Below are 20,006 nucleotides of genomic sequence, written 5' to 3'. Positions count from 1 at the left end.
AAACCTTTTCTATCAATAAATAAAAAGAGCGGTTTTCACCGCTCTTTTTTTGATTTTAAAAATTAAAATTTAAATGACACACCGGCATAAGTAGAAAAACCTTCACCTGGTGAAGATCGCGCTACATCAGCACCTTTATCATTCAGACCAGGAATCACGACCGCAGCATATTTCTCATCCGTGATATTTTTAAAGTTGATCCAGGTTTTCCACGATTGATGTTCTGGTGCATAACCCACGTCAATGCCCCAGATCTGATAGTCGTCACTGAATTGGCTATTAGCATAATCATGTGCCATCTTCGATGCATATTCGGTATTCAGACCAATATAGAGGCCATTATTTAAAGCATAACTCAGTTGAGCCTGATACAGATGTTTAGGGATTCCTGGCAACTGGTTCTTGCCAAACAATGGATCATTTTTATACTGGAAATCGCTAAGGGTATAAGCCTGTTGCAGACGCAGTTCGCCATATTGGGATTCATGCAAGGGCGTATCCAGACTTAGCTCTATCCCTTGATGAATCGTTGGCGTGGCATTTGCTTCTACACTAATTCTTTCAGATTGAGGAGAATTACTCCCATAATCTTTAATCATTTCAGAGGTTAACAGTTCATTTTTCACTTTAGAATAATAGTAGCTCAGTGCCCAATCTCCAAAGCCTGATTGTCCACGTCCACCCAGTTCAAAGCTATTGGCAGTTTGAGTGTCTAAATAGATTGGTGCACGTACCCGGCCTGAAGCGACACCACTGTCAAAATAATACGGTGAAGACCAAGCCATCGCCCAAGGATGTGCTGGCTCAATGCTGCGGCTTAAATTGGCAAACCATTGCACAGACTCATTCGGCTGATAGGTCAAACCAAGTCGTGGTGCAAAATTCCATTCATAACGGCTGACTTCAGGACTCGCCACAGGATAAGTTACTTCACTTTCCCGATGGGTATACACCGCTGCCAGTCCCAAATCTAATTTGAACTGATCATTTAATGTGGTTTCCTGATCAAATTGCAGGACGTTGTCTGAACCGCGATAGGTATAACGGCGGGTAACGGTATCTGCCGGATACAAAGTTCCATCAATAGTCGTATCACGTCGGATGGTTTCCGTTACACCACTGTCCGGACGATGAGTCGTGCTGCGCAAGGCAATACGCCCCTGATGCTCCAGACCTAGAAACTGGTAAGGTTTTTCATACTGGAAGCGCGCTGTAATATCTTCATAATCGACATTGGTACGATAACTGCTTTCACGTAAATCCAGCGGATAATGATGATAAGCCAGACTGCCAGTCAGTTTTGCATCATCCTGTAAATTCCAGGTCGTGGTATTGGCCAGCCAGGTACTGCCCGGCTGAATCCGTTTGGCATCTACCGCTAAATTAAAGCTATTCGCTGCTTCAGGATCATTTTTGAGCTGTTCTTGTGTAATCCGTCCTGGAGTTAAATGCTTGCTCTCACGGTAACGGGCATAAAAACGGGTTTCGATATCCGGACTGATCTGATAGCCCAAATTAAAAGCCAGACCCTTACCATCGCCTTCAGCATGATCCTGAATTCCATCAAACTGGGTACTCGTCAGCGCCAGATAATAATCCATCTGATCCAGCTTTCGGCCGGTACTAAACTGATATTTCTGATAACCATGGCTGCCCATTTCATATTTGAGTTCAGAGCCATCCTGATCTGCGCCAGTCTTGGATTTATAGTTGATTGTTCCACCTAAGGCCAGTCCACCCTGTTTAAAACCATTGGCTCCGCGATAGACACCGACATGATCAATCCACCAGGGTTCTAGCAGTTCATACGCTGTACCGCCCGGCCCGGTAAATGGAATATAGTCAATCAGGACGTGCGTACCGGATGCGTGTGCACCTGAAGTCCGGTTGATGCCTGAGCCACGGATTGAGACTTTTGCACCTTCATTCCCCGCAGACTGGGCATAAATTCCTGGCTGTAAACGGAACACATCGGCTGTGGTGGCAAGTCGCTGCTGTTCTAACTGCTGCTCGCCAATAAAATTCGTTCCTCCTGAAACCTGAGCCAGCTCTTTCTGATATTGCTGCTGCGGATTGGCATTTTGCTCAGCACTGATCACGATGGTATTCAGCTGTTGAACATTGCCCGGCTCTACGGCAGTTTCAGCATAAAGATGACCTGAGACAATCGACAGAATCATGAGGCTCAGCGGGCTTTTCTTGAGAGGAATTTTTGTCATGTGCATGGCGAGTTTATACAGTCCTGTATAAGTGATTCCGTTTTATGAGAGGAAATCAGTTTAAAAATTATGCTGTAGCATAGATCAACATTGTTATTTTCCGGAGTTATTTTCTGCCAAAAAATTGACTGATCAGCGTATATTTTTTCATTTTATTTAATCTTTTTCTTAGAAATCAACTTGCAAGATCAGAACTACATCCTCACAAGTTCCAAGAACTTAATTTTCAAGTAATTGATATTTAATAATATGCAATTTAATTCTGCACAGATGTATTTCCACTTGGCAAAATGTGATAATTAGAAAAATTTATAATCAACTAAACCAGTTCTTTAATTTCGAAAGTTGGCCGAAATTGTATATTTTCTGATTTAAAGTAGACGAAATTAACCTCATCATCTTATAGGAAAATTGAAATTCTTGAGAGAAAAAAGTCTATTCTTAAAAATCCTGACGATGCAGGATTTTTAAAAATAACGGACTAAATATATTTAACTATTCGCAAATTAGCTGTAATAGACCTGTCTTTTCTTGGAAAACCGATCCAGCTGTTTCAAGAAGCCTTCAAAATAATCTTTCTGCTTTTCTTCTGTGCGATAGCCGGCGTATAAAGTTCGACGTAAGCCTTCAGGTGCCACACAGTCGAGGCGGCGTGAAGTGACCCAGCCTTTCTGCTCATATTCATTTACCACCCAATCAGGTAATGCACCAATCCCGCGACCACTTGCCACCAGCTGAATCAGCATTTGGGTCAAATCTGTGGTGCGAATGTCTTTTGGTAGAATATTAGCGGGAATAAACAGACGCGACATAATGTCCAAACGGTGTTTATCCACCGGATAAGTTACCAGCGTTTCTTCAGCAAGCTCCTGAACAGTAATCTCTTTCGCACGTACCAGTGGATGGGTATTGGATAAAACCAAGCGTGATTCGTATTCGAAAATCGGGAAATATTCAATGCCTTTAAGCGCAATTGGATCAGCCGTAATCAGTAGATCAAACTCTCCGGTTTGTAATAATTCATGCGGATTCGATTCAAAACCTGAAGCAAAGTCCAGGTCTACATCCGGATATTGCATCCGGTATTGATTGAGTAGTGGCATCAACCAGTCAAAACAGCTATGACATTCAGAGGAGAAAACTATTCGTCCGGTCTGGCCATGCACAATACGGCTGATATCGCTCTGTGCAATTTGAACTTGCGGTAATATTTCATCTGCCAGTTTTAACAACCGCTCCCCAACATTTGAAAAACTTACGGGACGACTACGCCGATTCACTACTTCAACCCCGAACCATTGGTCGAGTTCACGTAGCTGATGTGACAAGGCTGATGGGGTTAAACATAAATCACTTGCTGCTGCAACCAGAGAACCATGCTCCCGCAGAGCAGTTAAAGTTCTTAAATGGCGGAGTTCTATCATGGAAAATACCGGAAATTTCAAAAGACGGATGACACTTAATTTGTCTTAAGCATAACCCATTTCTCTTATTTTATTTAGTTTTTCTCATTTTTAAATCATAATAATGAGATATATTCACCTATTGGGTTTGTAGGTTTGAATTGCTATTCCCTTAATTTTTATTAATTTAATTTTATTGATTAAATTAATTTTATTAAATTTGTCTATAAAATAGCGCTTAAATTTACAGCAGCAACAAGATAGAAAACTAACTTCGGTATAAAAGTCACAGAATAATTTTGCTCAATTCATACAATAAAAAGTAGAAAATATTTTAGAGGATGAAAGACTATGTCCAATCCAACCGACCGAAATGATGATGAACTCACTGAAGAGCAACTTGATCCGCAAGAAAAACAGGATCGCGAGATCCAGCGAGGTCAATTAGGTCTTCATGATCCACAGCGACAACGTGATCAACTGCGTCAGGAAAGACAGGACGAAGAACAGAATCAATAAATTTTTCAAGGATTCAAAAATACAAAAACTCCCCGTTCTTAAAAATGGATGGGGAGTTTTTTTTCAGTATTAAAAAGTTAGGGACTAGTTTTCGCATCACAACATCTTATACATCTGATCTAACCTGAACAGCTCACCTTCTTGGATGAGTGCTGTTTTACTATTTCGCTTCTGTAGAGGCTTTTGCTTGTAGGGGCTGCGCCTGTGTTTCTGCCGTTTTTTTCTTGGCCTGAATTTGTGCCGCTATTTCCTGATTTTTCTCAGCAAAACGCAAGCCACCATCTCCGGCGAGACTTGTTTGGCTCATCACCATGCTGCTGCCCAAGATTAAAATCAGCTTAAAAAATTGATTTTTCATGTCTCATCTGCCTTTTTATTCTAATGGTATTAAAAATAAGCAATTATTATTCCAATGTTTTTATGCTTATTTAGTTTTTTGACTGCACTTTCTATTTTATAGGGATAATCTTCGAAAATACAAAGTCAATCATCGTAAAAATATAAAAATCTGCAATAAGAATAAATAGATATTTTGACTACATCTCAGCTTAAATCACTATTGATTTTTTATTTAAATCAAAAAAATCGTTCAACAGCTTATTTGGATTATTTTCATTGGCTAAAATATAGTGCAAATACCCAGAGCAATAACAAAAACAGAATCGCTGTGCAGGATTTCCAGAAAGTGACTGGATGCTTTTCAAGCATAGGACGTGAAACTGATTTTTTAAATTTGAGATCTGGGTGTTTCAGATCATATATAAAGGCTGAAAGTGCTTCATAGCGCTGCTCCGGGCGAATGGAAAGCGCTTTTTTAAAGATGGCGTCCAAGCCATGCGGCAGATCCGGTCGATACTCATAGAGTGGATGATATCGAACCTGTTTTAAGTCCTTTTCGGTCTTACAGCGCGCAAGGTCTGTCCCATAAGGTAATTGTCGGGTCAATAAATAATAACTCATCACCGCCAGCGAGAACTGATCTGATTTTACTGAGGGCGAGTGTCCAATAAAATACTCAGGTGCCATAAAGGCCAGAGTTCCCAAAGGAACGTCTGCATGTTTGGGATTCAGTTCAACCAGACCTCTGACCGCTGTCGATCCATAATCAATCAGTTTCACTTTTAAAGCATCAGCAGGTTCAAGCAGCATGACATTTTCTGGCCGTACATCCTGGTGCAGCATTTCAAGACGGTGCATGGCATTCAGTGCCTTGGCCACCTGCTCAATGATCGGGAGCAACTGCTGTAAAGTTAAAGCTGTTTTTTGACGATGCAGCCAGCGACTTAAGCTTTCCCCTTGCAAGTATTCATAACTTTGAAATAAAATTTTTTTGCTGCCCTTATGCGGATAACATTGCAGCAGATTTTCATGTTTTAAGCGTTTCGATACCCATTCTTCTAACTGAAATTGTTCTACGGCTTTGAGATCATCCTGCACATCGACAGACAAGGTTTTAATGACCAACTGATTTTGTGTCGCTTCATCATGCGCCAAATAGAGGCTGCTGCGATGATTTTGGTGCAGGATTTTATCAATCCGATAACCTTCAAACAGATCACCATGACTTAGCTGTTGTGGAAATAAAACATGACTTTTAATCTGGAAGTATTTTTCCTCTGGTAGTTGATCCACTTTAATGATTTGAATGGTGAGATTGTCATCACTGCCCCGTTTAAAGGCTAGCTCGACTATAGACTTGGCAATGATATCCAGATGTTGTTGCTGTTGCAGCATCTCCGATATGAGCTGCATATCAATAAACTCATAGACTCCATCTGTCATCAAGATAAAGAAATCATCTTCACATAATTCAAGCTGCTGATAATCGACGTCGATACGATGGTCGGCACCCAGTGCACGACTTAAATAATGTTCTGTTGATGACAGGCAAATACGGTGATCAGCCGTCAACTGTTCAATGGCTTGTGTCTGAATGCGATAAATCCGGCTATCGCCTGCATGAAAGATATGAGCTCTGTTTTGTCTCAAAATCAGTGCACTAAAGGTGCAGACATAACCCTGGTCTTTATCAAAACGCCCGCGGCTTTGCTGAGTTTGTGCATATAGCCAGGAATTGGTCGCACGAATGACCCGTGCCGCCGAAGTTTGGGTACTCCATGCATCCGAAGTCGAATAATAATCCGATAAAAAACTGCTGACTGCAGTTTCTGCTGCAATATGGCTGACATTGCTGCTACTGATCCCGTCTGCAATTGCACAGGCAATGCCCTTACTGCTAAGCGCGTGGCCTTCAGGAATATAGACCCCATGAAAGTCCTGATTCTGTTCTTTGATTCCAGCGGAAGAATATTGCCCGATGCTGATCTTTAATTTTTTATTCATTTTAAATACTCAAAAAGGGATCGAATTGATCCCTTTAATCTCAAGGCATAAATCATCATGCTCAGATTAGAATTCTTTTTTATCGCCAGTACGTACATGCGTGGTATAGAGCGCCAGACCTGTCAGTGCCAAACCGCCCACCAGATTCCCCAGTGCCACCGGTAATTCATTCCACAAGAAGTAGTCTGTAATCGAGAAATCACCGCCCATCATCATGGCAAATGGGAACAGGAACATATTCACCACTGAATGTTCAAAGCCCATGGCGAAAAACAGCATGATTGGCATCCACATCGCAATGAATTTGCCGCTGACCGTGGTTGACATCATGGCACCAATTACCCCGAGTGACACCATCCAGTTACACAGCATGCCGCGGATAAAAATCGTCATCCAGCCAGCAAAACCATATTCGGCATAGCCTAAAGTCCGGTCTTCACCAATATGGGCAATTTTCACCCCGACCGCATTCGGTTCAGCGGCGAAACCCATGGTATAGACTGCGGCCATCAACACTGCCACGGTTAAACATCCGGCAAAGTTACCTAAAAAAACCAGTCCCCAGTTTTTTAAAATACGTGACCACGTTACCCCAGGACGTTTATCTAGCCAGGCTAATGGAGTCAATACAAATACCCCAGTGAGCAGGTCATAGCCCAAGAGATACAACATGCAGAAACCAACTGGAAATAGCAGCGCACCGATCAGTGGCATCCCTGTTTGCACCGCAATCGTCACGGCAAATACAGCTGCCAGCGCCAAAATTGCGCCTGCCATAAACGCACGGATTAAAACATCGCGCGTTGCCATATGAAGTTTTGCCTCACCGGCATCGACCACTTTTTTTGCAAACTCTGCAGGAGCAAGATAAGCCATATTTTTATCCCCTTTATATAAATTACTTGCCTGTTTGCAAATAAAAGACGCCTAAGGTCTATTTCAACCCTAGGCGTCTTTGCCTTGCATTATTCAAACAGATCAATTGTGTCATGGCGCCGTTGCCATATTTAATATAGATTAAAGCAAATAGCATGCCATTTATTTTAAATAGCCAATAAAAATCAGATGAATTATTTTAAAATTTAATCCTAATAATTATATTGGCACAATCTCTGCATTATCTATAACGGTCATTTTTTAAATATAGCTATTGGAGAAGATTAATGATTAGCCATCGTCAACAAGTGACAGACATGATTATTTCAGCGAAAGTTTTAAAGTCTATTAAATGGGCAGATGTCGCTGAAACAATAGGCCTTTCTAAAGAATGGGTGACAGCCGCATGTTTGGGTCAGATGGCTTTTAATAAAGAACAGGCAGAAAAAATTGGTGAAATATTTGGATTGACTGATGAAGCCATCGCTTGGCTGCAAATCGTACCCTATAAAGGTTCTCTGCCAACCAGTGTGCCGACAGATCCGCTGATTTATCGCTGGTATGAGGTTGTCAGCGTCTATGGTATGACAATTAAAGAACTCATCCATGAAGAATTTGGAGATGGTATTATGAGTGCAATTGATTTCAGCATGGATATTCAACGGGAGAATAATCCAAACGGAGATCGGGTGAATGTCGTATTATCCGGAAAGTTTTTACCTTATAAAACTTATTAATCCTCCACCATAAGCATAAAAGCCATTATTAAAATGGCTTTTATTTTATCTACACTTATTAAATTCATTTATTTTTTTAAAATCGTTATTAAAATATATATAATCTTTCATCTCAAATTAAAAATATAAACTATAAATGCTTTTATTTTTATTCGATGAATTCAATCATTCTTTCCTTTTTAAATGATAATTTCCCATCCTGAATATATAGTTCACCATTTTATTATTGAGTTAGCAAAAACAACAAAAAGGATATTGCTATCCTTTTTGGCGACTCATTTTAAATCAAGGAGTACAGCATTATTGCTGTGCTTCTGCCAGATGACGTTCAGTCACGGCCTGTTCATATAAACGCTGTTCTTTTTCTTTATGCTCGACAGAGAAGCGGATCATCAACACACAACTTGCAGCAATCACTACCAAGCCACCCAGTACCATCAGAGTAGTTTGAATATCCAGCATGCCTTTTAACAGGAAACCCGCAGCCACTGCGCCGACATTGCCACCTGCACCAATAATACCGGCCACACCACCCAAGGCATCACGGTCGATAAAAGGCACCAGTGCATAGGTAGCGCCACATGCCATATGAGTAAACAAGGCAAAGATGGTCATCGCCATAATAGCCAAGGTCGCGCTATTCATTTGCGAAAATAGAATAAGAAACAGACCTTCCAGCATGATCAAGGCAAACAGAACTTTGGTTCGACCATCCAGACCTTTTTGAATCGCGACTTTATCCGAAACAATGCCACCCAAGGCGCGGGCAAACAATGCCAGTAAACCAAAAATTCCGGCAGCCATGCCTGCTTCTTTTAGGCCAAACTGGAAATTGTCGACAAAGTACAAGGCAATAATATTATGGATAAAAATTTCAATACCAAAACAGGCTGCGTAAGCCCCAAATAGAATCCAGACACGGTAGTTACGTGCGGCATGCATCAGAATGGCAAGACCACCTTTTTTATCGCTACCAACAGAAATACCTTCAGCACGGAGTTCTTTAAAATTGCCTTGTGGACAGTCTTGGGTGAATTTCCAGTACAGTACACCGACAATGATCATCAGAATACCCGGAACCAGAAGTGCAATTCTCCATCCCATTGCCTGTTCTACACCGAACATCACCAAAGCAGCCAGCATTAAAGGCATCAGGGCTTGAGTCGCACCGCCACCGGCATTCCCCCAACCTGCTGTAGTTGCATTTGCCGTTCCCACCACATTTGGCGCAAACATGATACTGGTATGATATTGAGTAATCACGAAGCTGGCACCGATGGCGCCAATCAATAAACGGAAAAACAAGAAAGATTCATAACTGTTGGCCGACGCCACACCAAACACCGGAATACTGCCAATAATCAGTAAGGCGGTATAGGTTTTACGCGGACCGTATTTATCACACAACGGCCCCACGATCAGACGCACCAGAATTGTAATGGCGACTGCGGCAATATTGATATTGGCGATCTGCTCTTTGGTCAGGCTGAATTCACCGGCAATCACTGGCATTAACGGTGCACAGGCAAACCACGCAAAGAAACAGACAAAAAAAGCGAGCCAACTCATATGGAAGGCCCGCATCGCTGAAGTACTAAAGTTAAATAGACTTATTTTTGTTGCTTTATTGAGACTTGTATTTGAAGACATAGCCATTTCCTTACCAGAACTGAACGTATTTAAGTCACTGTGATGCACAAGGCATATCAGTAACGATCAGAACGGACGTCATTGGCCGTCACACAAATGTAGAGTCTTCTTTGACTTTAATTAGATATATGCATAGGTCATGCCAGATTATTTTTAACATAAAATAAACTATTCTTTTATATAAAATAATTTTTATTTCACTTTCAAATTTAGACTTTTCTTTCTTAAAAATAGAGAGAAAAATAGATATCTTCTGAGAAATTATGAGCAAAACAGCGATAGGATGACCTGCCCGGAGTCATTGCTGGTTTAAATCGGTGCAGGGCTGGATCAAATAATTTTTCCCTTTTCAAAATGCAGCAGTTGTGCCTGTAAATACGCCACTTCATCTACATGATGAGTCACATAAATCATGGGTAAATCTGTTTGATGAATCACAATTTTCAGAAAAGGTAAAATCTGGTTTTTCAGCTTTTGATCCAGTCCATTTAAAGGCTCATCCAAAAGTAATAGGTCGGGAGAAGATAAAAGTGCACGACCGATAGAAACGCGCTGTGCCTGTCCACCAGAAAGCTGATGCGCCCGATGCCGAAGTAGTGGCTTTAATTCGAGTAACTCCACAATGTCTTCAAACGTAAATTTCTGCTGACCTTTATTTTTTATATTTAGCTGTTCTGCATATTTCAAATTCTGCATGACATTCAGATGCGGAAACAGTAGGGCTTGCTGAAAAATCAGGGCAATTTTTCTTTGATGAACAGGAATATTCAGTTTCTGCTGATGATCAAATAATATTTTTTGCTGAAAATGAATAAAGCCTTGTGATGGTTTTAATAGCCCTGCAATATTTTTTAAAAAGGTGCTTTTCCCACTTCCTGAGGCTCCCACAATACCAATCAATTGTGTCTGCATATCCAGACTGGCCTGTAGCTGGAAATTTGCGTAATTAAACTGAAAATCACACTTCAGCATCTTAGCCCTCCAATTTACGTTGATACTTCTGCATGATCCAGTAATTTGCAATCAAGGCTGAAAAAGCCAGAATCAGAGATAAAATGACCAAACGCATAGCCATACTTTCTCCATCAGGCTGTTGTAACAGGCTATAAATGGCGATGGGAATCGTGCGGGTTTCTTCTGGAATATTGCCAACAAAGGTAATGGTGGCACCAAATTCTCCCAGACTGCGGCTGAAACATAAAATGCTGCCGATTAAAATTCCAGGCAAAGCCAGAGGCAGGCTAATGCTACAGAATACCCGCCATGGTGCAGCGCCTAGAGATCCTGCCACCTGTTCTAATTGCCGGTTGATCATTTGAAAAGACAAGCGAATTGGTTGAACCATTAAAGGAAATGCCACCATCATGGCAGCGAGTACCGCACCTTTCCAATTAAATATCAGCTGAATTCCCCATTTATGTAGATATTGCCCCAGTATCCCCTGATGGCCAAATAGCAGGAGCAGAAGATAGCCCAGCACTACCGGCGGTAGCACCATGGGCATCTGCAATATCGCTTCAACGAGAAATTTGGCCCTGAATTCATAACGTGCCAGTAGCCATGCTACGGCGATAGCAAATGGCAGACACACCGCTGTGGCAAAGCCCGCCACTTTGGCTGAAAGCGCTAAGGCACTCAGTTCTTCTGGTGTAAGCATGAGCAGTTAGCCGACCTTAAGCTTAAAGCCATATTTCTGGAAAATCTGTTTGGCCTGTGCGCTTGTCTGGATAAATTCAGAAAATTGGACTGCTGCCTGATTTTTCTGGCCCTGCCGGGTTAAAGCAATCGGATACACAATCGGACGATGTGTTCTGGCTGGAAACACCCCCGAAATTTTAACTTTTTTACTCATCAAGGCATCAGTTCTATACACAATACCGACCTGACATTCGCCACGTTCTACAAAGGCGAGAGTTGAACGGACGCTATCCGTACCGACAATTCTGCCTCGAAGCTGATTCAACCAGCCCAGCCGGGTTAAGCTTTGTTTGGCATATTTTCCAGCAGGCACCGATTCCATTTGTCCGGTACATAGATAGCCTTGAAAGGCTTTAGCAAAATTAAAGTCGGCTGACATTTTAAAATGATTTTTTTGCTGAATAGAACTAATCAATACGAGTTCATTCAAAAGCATAGGTCGAATCTGACCGATCTGAATTTTTTGTTTCTTGATCAGATCATTCATCCAGTCTAGGTCTGCAGAGAAAAATAGATCACTGCTCGCTCCCGCCGCAATTTGTTTCGCCAATACCGAAGACGCAGCAAAAACCGGAACGATCTGGATGTCCCGATGCTGTTGCTCATATAGTCTGGAAATATCAGTAATCGCATTGGTCAGGCTGGCTGCGGCATATATTTTAACTGTTTCGGCATACAGCATGGGGCTAGTCAACAGCACGCCAGTGAGTAGAACTTTGAATAAATCCATCTTTCTCATTCTATGTGATTCGAATATTGAGAATTGCGACAGGCATTTCAAATCAGTAAACCTTGTACCACATGCCCGGCTTGGATTTCTGTTGCTGCCGGAATACGTACCAGACAATTGGCCTGCATCAGATTACTCAACATATGCGACTGCTGTTTCGCCAGGCTTTTGAGCTTTAAAGTACCCTGATCAAATTCTGCAGCCATTCTTAAAAAACGTTCACGTGCATCCGCTTTCAAATCATGTGTCATTACCGCACTAAGCCATGCAGGTGACTGCTTTTGCCCTTGTAAGGCATTCAGTAAAGTTGCCGTATAGATTTGCATCCCGACATACACGGCAGCCGGATTTCCCGGTAGACCCAAGAGATAACAGTAACCTTGATCATCTCGACGATACTTGGCAAATAACATCGGTTTTCCGGGCTTCTGCTTCACTTTCCAGAAAATCTGCTCAAAACCCTGCTCCAGGGCAACAGGGCGAATGAAATCATAATCACCCACCGAAACCCCGCCTGTGGTCAAGATGACATCGTATTGGTGTTTGAGTCGGTTCAGTAATAATTGCAGTTCGGACTCACAATCGGGCACATGCAGAATATCTACGTTTTGACCCTGTGACTGAAACCAGGCCTGAATCAGTGGAGCATTGGCGTCAAAGATTTTTCCGGAATTCAGGTCTTCAATGCTGGAAGCGACTTCATCTCCAGTAATCACAACAGCAATTTTAGGATAACGATAGACTGAAACCTGCTTTACGCCTGCCATGCTCAAAGCTGCAATTGCACCTACATGCAGTTTTTGACCTGCATCTGCCAGACGCTGCCCTTGTGCGATTTCCTCGCCTGCATCACGTATATCCGTATGAGGCTTTAGGTCTGTTGTAATAATGATTTGATTGGCATGGCATTTGACAATTTCCTGACGGGCGACCGTTGTAGTTCCTGCTGGAATCCTGGCACCGGTAAAAATCCGGACCGCCTGACCTGGCCGCAGTTCAATTTCAGTACTTTGCCCTGCCCGAATCTCTCCAATGAGTTCAAAAGTGCTGTGAGCACTAACATTTTCTGGACTGCAAAGCGCATAGCCATCTACAGCACTTTGTGAAAACAGCGGCAATGGTATGGCCGAATCAATCGCCTCTGCCAGATAGCGATTCAGAGCCCGAGCAAGCGGCAGGCTTTCAGCTACCAAGATATGCGTCTGCTCAAGTAACATCTGCAGTGCCTGATCAACAGAAATCAGTCCCGGTTCAGCACCGCAGGCTGAATGTGATAGTGCCTGATTCATTGATAGCCCCCCGCATGTGGGATATTTTTTTGCACATCAAACAAGTGCACCAAAGCCGGAAGTACCGCGATCAGAGATTCTTTCGCACCCTGACGACTTCCCGGTAGGGTCATCACCAGACTGTTCTCAATATAGCCAGCCACGCCACGACTTAATGCTGCATAAGGGGTACGTTTTTGCCCAAAACTACGTGAAGCTTCCATTAAACCGGGAATTTCCCGTTGCAGCAAAGGTTGTAGGGTTTCGACGGTCAGGTCTTTAGGACCTAAGCCAGTACCGCCCACAGTTAGAATCAGCGGATACTGATTTTTCTGCTGTTCAATCAGGGTCAAGAGCTGTTCTGGGCTATCGGGAATAACCTGATAACTAATAGAATCAAAATTGGCTTCTTTTAAAATTTCCATTACGTTTTGTCCGGCAGTGTCCGGCTTTTTGCCTGCTGCAACCGTATCGGACAGCACAATAACCGAAGCGGACAGACTCTCTTTAAGTATGCGGGTAAAATGTGATTTTCCGCCTTTTTTCTGCTGCAACCTGCATTGATCCAGCGACAAATCTTCCGGTTCACAATGCGGCTTCAGCATGTCATACAAGGTCAGACCTGCCAGACTGACCGCTGTCAAAGCTTCCATTTCCACACCAGTTGGTCCAATGGTTTCAACAGTAGCAATAATTTCGACATGTGCATCACACAGTTCATATTCCACATCGGCACGATAAATCGGTAATGGATGGCACAATGGAATCAGCTCATCGGTCCGTTTGGCACCTAGAATGCCGGCAATGCGTGCTGTTTTCAGGGCATCACCTTTTTCAGTATTGCCATTACGTAGCAGCTCAATGCAATGTGGCGGTGCATGCAGGATTCCAGTGGCAATTGCTGTACGGTAACTTTCTGCTTTCATCCCTACATTTTTCATGATTCATCCCAGGCTAATTTTTAAAATCTGTTTTAAAGTGATTCATCTTATGCATCCTCATTGGACGCATTTAATTAGATGATGATTGGCAAGCGTGTTCTGCTACATGGTGATGGTGACAATGCGCTTCTTCTGCATGATGAGAGTGATTAGTTTCAGGTCCATGATCTTTTCGAATACAACAGCCTTCCACATACTGGCTGCTACCATCCAGATAAAACTCTTCTTTCCAGACCGGAACTTCATGCTTCACCCGTTCCACAGCTTCCTCACAAGCCGCAAAGGCCTCACGACGATGGGCCGCATAAGCCATAGCAATGATGGCTGTTTCTCCAATCCCCAACTCACCAATCCGATGCACCACCCGCACATAAGACACCTGGTATTTGGTCTGAATCTGCTGTTCAATTTCACGAATCATTTTTTCAGCCACAGGCGCATAGGCGGTATATTTCAGGGCACGCACAGCTTTACCCTGATGATGGTTACGTACTGTTCCGACAAAGATGCCGATTCCACCACATTCCGGAAAATGCTGAATACCATCAAAATCCTCCAGCTTAAAAGCAGTCTGCTGGATTCGGGCAAATTGTTTTAATGGTTTGAGTTGCATCTCAGCCTCCTGCTACCGGCGATAACAGCACCAGCGTACTGTCCCGATTTAAAACGTTCTGTCTGGAAATAATGTCTTCACCGATTGCACATGCACAACGTTCCAGCATGGTCTGTATATCAGGATAAATGGATAGCAACTGGTTCAGGACTTCAGAAACCTGAATTTCAGACTCGCATTGCAAATTTAAATCTGCTGGAAGTTGTCGTTCAATCGCACCGAAGGCTTCTATTTTGATATGAATTAATTTTTGCTGAGTGAGAGACATATTTATCCTCCAATGCTGTGCATGCTGATTTTGCGGATCGGCTTTTGTATTGGTGTTTGCTGGATCGCATGGAAGCCGGCTTCCTTATGCCAGATATAAGCGTGGAGCTTGTGCTGAAATGTCTGTGTGGCGAAATGATCCAGCGCCAGTTGTTCGATATCTGCCTTAAGGTTCAGGCCTTGTCTGGCAAATAAACAGTTATAAAATTCACCTTGGGCATTGAGGCGCAGGCGGTCACAATCACCGCAAAATGAATGGGTAATGGTAGAAATAATCCCCAAAGGCTGCCCATTGACCAGATAGCCACGGGCTGGATTGGCGCCCTGTCCTTGAGATACCTGGACATCAAATTCAGTTTTCAGTTGATCCAGGATATCCTGCTCACTGATGACATCAGACGGATTCCATTTCTGATCGCCATCGAGGGGCATAAACTCAATAAAACGCAGTTCTACAGCCTGATACTGTGCCCATTTCACCAAAGGAATAATCTGATTGTCATTGATGCCTTTGATGAGCACACTATTTATCTTGACGGACAACCCTGCCTGCTGCGCGGCAGAAATACCTTGAAGTACAGGCTGTAACTGTTTTTGGGTCAGTTGCTGAAATTGCTTTGGATCAAGACTGTCCAGACTGATATTCAGATCATCGAGTCCTGCCTGTTTAAGCGCTTGAGCATAATCTTTTAAATAATGGCCATTACTGGTCATGGAAATACGTTTCAGGCCAATTGCTTTCAATGTCTGTAAGCAGGCAATAAAATGAACAATACCCTGACGCATCAACGGTTCGCCCCCCGTCACGCGGATCTGCTCAATCCCGTGTCGCACCATAAACTCGCAAAAAGCATACAGGGCTTCAAAACTGAGCAAATCTTTTTTATTTATCCATTGCGGATGTTCAGGCATGCAATAGCTGCATTTAAAATTACAGCGGTCAGTCACCGAGATCCGCAACTTACGTTTCTGGCGTCCAAACTGATCCTGAAAGATACTGCGAGGTGCTAAAGCTGTCATGCTGTTCATTGCTGCGGTCCATGATGAGATCTGCACGGTTATTTAACAGTCTTGAGTTACTGCCCTATTTCTTCACAATGAATGAGCAAAAAGTGTTCCAACTTTGCACAAATTTATTTTTAAATAATATTAATGGATAATATTTGTTCTTTTTTAGTCCGAAAGTTTGCTCGAAAAATAAAAAAAGCAATATTTTGGTGAGCCAGAATATGATAATTCGGCTTTTAGCATTGTAAACGCTATAGAAAGTTAAGCTGTTGATGCTGCTGTAGCTCATCAAATGAATTAATGCTGTGGAAAAACAGGGCACGATTTTTAAAACTTGCCCGCTGCATGTGCATGTCAGCAAAACAGCGTTTTAAACTGCGCTGATCCTGTTCAAGATGTTGTATAAGAGTGGGTAAGCTGCTGCGCTTCATCAGACAGAATGGAAACAATGCTTTTTCATTGATTTCAACTACCGCCACTTCAGATAAAGGATGTCGTTGCAGGGCTTGATGTAAACGTGAAATGACTTTTTTGGGAATATAGGTCACATCACAGGGTACGAACAGCACATAATCAGATTGTACATGTGACCAGGCACTCTTCATGCCCATCAATGGTCCCTGAAAACCGGGTTCATCGTCCTGATAAAAGTCGATCGAAGGAATCATCCGTTTATAAATGGAATGATCCCGATGGCTATTGACCCAAACTTTGCTTGCCCGGGACTTCAACTGATGATGGATTTTAATGAGCTGGATTTCATCATCAAATTTGTGCAGCAATTTATTGATGCCATTCATGCGCCGCGCTAAACCGCCGGCCAGGATCACCACATCGGTTTCCGGATAAGACACCGTTTTAACTGCTTTTCTTTTCATTCTATGTACTCCGTCTGGCAGGCTTTAATCAGGCCTCTAATTTCTGGCAAACATGAACCGCAATTTCCTCCGGCTTTTAGACATGCAGTCACCTGTTTTTCATGCGTGATATTTTTATCTTTAATGGTTTGGATAATTCGGTTCTTGCCAACTTTAAAACAGCTACAGACCAATGGACCTTCACTATTTCCCATCGACATGGCCTGACCTGCCAGCAATGCTTTACGATGCAATGCACTCAGACGTTCACGTTTAAACAGGCCTGCCACCCAGTCACGATCTGGTAATAGTGCCGCCGGTGCGATATAAAAACTGGCAATTAACTGGCCATCCTGAAGAACCACAATATGACTGATGTGCGCCGTTTGATCTTCGAGATTCAGCCATTCAAAGCTTTCATCATTAAAGTTTAAGAGACTCTTGATCTGCCCGGTGATGTCAGAAAACCTGCGCCGGTCTGCCAGTTCATACCGGATGGCCTGAGTGGTTTGAGTTTTGCTCCACCACACCGTATTTTTAATCATGGTCTGGATTTTCTGCTCAAAGCCTTCCCGTACATACAGCACGCCCTGCCACTGGGTATAAAATGGCTGGATCATCACCGGAGTATGCTTAAATTCTGGCTCGCCGGAAATCGGGTCAACCACCGGATTCACCACTTTGCCAATCCGCGCATCGGATGCAAACTGGTCGTTCCAGTGAATCGGTGCAAAAATCTGGCCACGTCGTATATTTTGTGAAAATTGCACACGGAGTACACAACTTCCCCAAGCGGATTTCACCTCGACCAGCTCGGCATCTTTCAGGCCATACTTCAGTGCATCTTGCGGATGCAGCTCGCAATAAGGCTCGGCACGATGCTGGGACAAACTGGCAGATAATCCGGTACGGCTCATGGTGTGCCATTGATCGCGAATGCGTCCAGTATTCAGGATCAGAGGATATTCAGCAGAAATAGCATGTACCGGATCGGCTGCAACTGTTGGCACCAATCTGGCTTTGCCATCTGCATGGCTAAACTGGCCTTGACTAAATAGTTGATCAACCTGATAAACTTCTTGCTTATCCCAGACTGGCCACTGAATCGGTGTTAGATTCTGATATTCCGCAAAACCGAGATGAGTTAAACCTTGCAGGTTGAAATAGCGAAAATTCGGTGTATCTTCACGTTGCGAAAGCGAACTATTCTGATAGGCAGATAAACGGGCATGTTCCAGAAAAATGTCATGACTGTTGTTAAAGTCAAAACCGCGAAAACCTAAGACCTGAGCCACCCGGGAAATGGCCCACCAGTCTGCTTTAGCTTCACCCGGAGCCGGCAAAAAAGCCTTTTGCCGGGAAATACAGCGCTCCGAATTGGTGACTGTGCCATCTTTTTCGCCCCAACCCAGTGCCGGTAACAGTACATCGGCATATTGCGTGGTATCGGTGTTGAGACAAATATCGGAGACCACCACAAATTCACACTTCTCCAGAGCGCGTTTAACCTGATCTGCATCGGGCAAACTCACGATCGGATTGGTGGCCATAATCCAGATGGCTTTGATTTTCCCGCTTTCCACCGCTTGAAATAAATCGACTGCTTTTAATCCGGGCTGCCGCGCGATGACCGGGCTTTGCCAGAAATCCTGCACCAGTTGCTGATGTTGCGGATTATCCAAATCCAGATGACTGGCCAGCATATTGGCCAGCCCACCGACTTCCCGTCCGCCCATCGCATTCGGCTGTCCGGTCATGGAAAAAGGTGCTGAACCGGGTTTGCCTATTTTTCCTGTCAATAAATGACAGTTGATAATGCTGTTGGCCTTGTCTACTCCTTGAGAGGATTGGTTTACACCCATGGAAAACAGGCTCATGATTTTTTCGGTCTGGGCAAATTTCTCAAAAAATAAGGTTAATTTTTTAATAGCAATACCAGTACGCTTTGCCACGCTTTCAAGCGATGACTCTGTCGAGCTACTGGCAAGCGCCTGCTCCAGACCTTGAGTATGGTGTGTAACAAAATCCAGATCGGCATGACCATTTTGCTGAAGATATTGCAACAAGCCATTAAACAGCGCGACATCCTGACCGGGTAAAATGGGTAAGTGTAAGTCTGCCGCTTCACAGGTTGCGGTAAAGCGTGGATCAATCACTACCACGAATAAATCCCGCTCTTCTTTGGCTTTCATAATGCGCTGATAAAGCACCGGATGGCACCAGGCGGTATTGGATCCGACCAGAACCACCATTTCTGTCTGCTCAAAATCTGTATAGCTGGCCGGTACCAGATCTTCGCCAAAAGCCCGTTTATGCGCTGCCACAGCAGATGACATGCACAGTCTTGAATTGGTATCAATATTGGCAGTACCGAGATAGCCTTTTACAAACTTGTTCACCACATAATAGTCTTCAGTTAAAAGCTGGCCAGAGACATAAAAGGCGATGCTGTCGCGCCCATACTGATCAATACATTGCTGAAATTTATTGGCAATACTTGAAATGGCATGATCCCAAGTGCTTATTTGCCGCTGTTCTTTTCGACCAGTCATCGGATGCAGAAGTCGGGTTTTTAAGCCAAGTGTATCGGCGAGATGACTGCCTTTAATACACAACTTGCCCAAGTTCGCAGGATGCTGAACATCGCCTTCAACCTGAACCTTTTCACCCATAGGGGTTTGGCTTACGTGCGCGATGACGCCACAGCCTACTCCACAATAAGGACAGGTTGTCTGAGCGGTTTTTATTTGGGATTCAGTAGAGCTATGTAGTTCCATAACCGGAATACTATTCATTGCTGCTGTGCTCCTTAATCATCCAAATTCACGTGTTTCACCAAATCTCTGATATCTAGCTTTTACAGGTTTGATTTAAATT

18 protein-coding genes are annotated in these 20,006 nt (G+C 43.3%); 2 read left to right on the top strand and 16 right to left on the bottom strand.

Features of this window, described 5'->3' with window-relative positions; translation table 11 throughout:
• Nucleotides 1-62: 62 nt before the first annotated feature.
• Together NI455_RS12165 and NI455_RS12160 are read right to left on the bottom strand one after the other, a co-directional pair.
• The gene (locus NI455_RS12165) at nt 63-2,225 is read right to left on the bottom strand and encodes a TonB-dependent receptor family protein (RefSeq protein ID WP_253114409.1); all 2,163 of its coding nucleotides are present in this window, start codon (nt 2,223-2,225) and stop codon (nt 63-65) included.
• Nucleotides 2,226-2,725: 500 nt separating this feature from the next.
• Nucleotides 2,726-3,643, bottom strand: a complete 918-nt coding sequence (locus tag NI455_RS12160) for a LysR family transcriptional regulator (protein WP_253114407.1) — start codon at nt 3,641-3,643, stop codon at nt 2,726-2,728.
• A gap of 330 nt (nt 3,644-3,973) precedes the next feature.
• On the opposite strand from NI455_RS12160, the gene NI455_RS12155 reads away from it, so the two are divergent.
• Entirely contained in the window at nt 3,974-4,141 is a 168-nt protein-coding gene (locus NI455_RS12155) for a hypothetical protein (protein ID WP_005100295.1), read from the top strand.
• A gap of 160 nt (nt 4,142-4,301) precedes the next feature.
• Here the strand turns inward: NI455_RS12155 and NI455_RS12150 are convergent, their stop codons facing one another.
• From NI455_RS12150 to NI455_RS12140, 3 genes are all read right to left on the bottom strand, one after another.
• The gene (locus NI455_RS12150; protein ID WP_005100292.1) at nt 4,302-4,499 is read right to left on the bottom strand and encodes a hypothetical protein; all 198 of its coding nucleotides are present in this window, start codon (nt 4,497-4,499) and stop codon (nt 4,302-4,304) included.
• A gap of 254 nt (nt 4,500-4,753) precedes the next feature.
• Complete coding sequence (locus NI455_RS12145; RefSeq protein WP_253114406.1) at nt 4,754-6,484, bottom strand: bifunctional protein-serine/threonine kinase/phosphatase; 1,731 nt, start codon at nt 6,482-6,484, stop codon at nt 4,754-4,756.
• Between the two features lie 66 nt (nt 6,485-6,550).
• Nucleotides 6,551-7,360: a formate/nitrite transporter family protein gene (locus NI455_RS12140; RefSeq protein WP_195724747.1), complete on the bottom strand. Its 810-nt coding sequence runs from the start codon at nt 7,358-7,360 to the stop codon at nt 6,551-6,553.
• A gap of 287 nt (nt 7,361-7,647) precedes the next feature.
• Here NI455_RS12140 and cynS point away from each other — a divergent pair, with 287 nt between their 5' ends.
• On the top strand, nt 7,648-8,097 hold the full coding sequence (cynS, locus tag NI455_RS12135; RefSeq protein WP_253114404.1) for a cyanase: 450 nt from the start codon (nt 7,648-7,650) through the stop codon (nt 8,095-8,097).
• A 300-nt stretch (nt 8,098-8,397) separates the two neighbouring features.
• On the opposite strand, the gene NI455_RS12130 is transcribed toward cynS, so the two are convergent.
• From NI455_RS12130 to NI455_RS12080, 11 genes are all read right to left on the bottom strand, one after another.
• Nucleotides 8,398-9,747 carry an MFS transporter gene (locus tag NI455_RS12130; protein WP_253114403.1) on the bottom strand — a complete coding sequence of 450 codons (1,350 nt, stop codon included), beginning with the start codon at nt 9,745-9,747 and terminating at the stop codon, nt 8,398-8,400.
• 330 nt (nt 9,748-10,077) lie between these two features.
• Nucleotides 10,078-10,719: an ATP-binding cassette domain-containing protein gene (locus NI455_RS12125; protein ID WP_005096928.1), complete on the bottom strand. Its 642-nt coding sequence runs from the start codon at nt 10,717-10,719 to the stop codon at nt 10,078-10,080.
• Nucleotide 10,720: 1 nt separating this feature from the next.
• Nucleotides 10,721-11,404 carry a molybdate ABC transporter permease subunit gene (gene modB / locus NI455_RS12120; protein ID WP_148335041.1) on the bottom strand — a complete coding sequence of 228 codons (684 nt, stop codon included), beginning with the start codon at nt 11,402-11,404 and terminating at the stop codon, nt 10,721-10,723.
• Between the two features lie 6 nt (nt 11,405-11,410).
• Nucleotides 11,411-12,175 (bottom strand): molybdate ABC transporter substrate-binding protein, encoded by a 765-nt coding sequence (gene modA, locus NI455_RS12115; protein ID WP_253114402.1) that lies wholly within the window; start codon nt 12,173-12,175, stop codon nt 11,411-11,413.
• Nucleotides 12,176-12,222: 47 nt separating this feature from the next.
• Nucleotides 12,223-13,464 (bottom strand): molybdopterin molybdotransferase MoeA, encoded by a 1,242-nt coding sequence (locus NI455_RS12110; protein WP_253114401.1) that lies wholly within the window; start codon nt 13,462-13,464, stop codon nt 12,223-12,225.
• Nucleotides 13,461-14,384 carry a bifunctional molybdenum cofactor biosynthesis protein MoaC/MoaB gene (gene moaCB, locus NI455_RS12105; protein WP_216986047.1) on the bottom strand — a complete coding sequence of 308 codons (924 nt, stop codon included), beginning with the start codon at nt 14,382-14,384 and terminating at the stop codon, nt 13,461-13,463. The genes NI455_RS12110 and moaCB overlap by 4 nt, the downstream gene beginning before the upstream one ends.
• Nucleotides 14,385-14,454: 70 nt before the next feature.
• Entirely contained in the window at nt 14,455-14,997 is a 543-nt protein-coding gene (locus NI455_RS12100) for a molybdenum cofactor biosynthesis protein MoaE (protein ID WP_253114400.1), read from the bottom strand.
• A 1-nt stretch (nt 14,998) separates the two neighbouring features.
• Nucleotides 14,999-15,265: a MoaD/ThiS family protein gene (locus tag NI455_RS12095; RefSeq protein ID WP_253114399.1), complete on the bottom strand. Its 267-nt coding sequence runs from the start codon at nt 15,263-15,265 to the stop codon at nt 14,999-15,001.
• A 2-nt stretch (nt 15,266-15,267) separates the two neighbouring features.
• Complete coding sequence (gene moaA, locus NI455_RS12090) at nt 15,268-16,293, bottom strand: GTP 3',8-cyclase MoaA (RefSeq protein ID WP_253114398.1); 1,026 nt, start codon at nt 16,291-16,293, stop codon at nt 15,268-15,270.
• A gap of 230 nt (nt 16,294-16,523) precedes the next feature.
• Nucleotides 16,524-17,150 (bottom strand): molybdenum cofactor guanylyltransferase, encoded by a 627-nt coding sequence (mobA, locus tag NI455_RS12085; RefSeq protein ID WP_253114397.1) that lies wholly within the window; start codon nt 17,148-17,150, stop codon nt 16,524-16,526.
• Complete coding sequence (locus NI455_RS12080; protein ID WP_253114396.1) at nt 17,147-19,924, bottom strand: nitrate reductase; 2,778 nt, start codon at nt 19,922-19,924, stop codon at nt 17,147-17,149. Before NI455_RS12080 ends, mobA begins: the two co-directional genes overlap by 4 nt.
• Nucleotides 19,925-20,006 lie beyond the last annotated feature (82 nt).

The sequence above is a fragment of the Acinetobacter lwoffii genome (genome assembly GCF_024129435.1).
GTDB lineage: Bacteria > Pseudomonadota > Gammaproteobacteria > Pseudomonadales > Moraxellaceae > Acinetobacter > Acinetobacter lwoffii_F.
The sequence above is the reverse complement of the archived record's forward strand: the minus strand, read 5'-3'. Positions and strand labels throughout refer to the sequence as shown.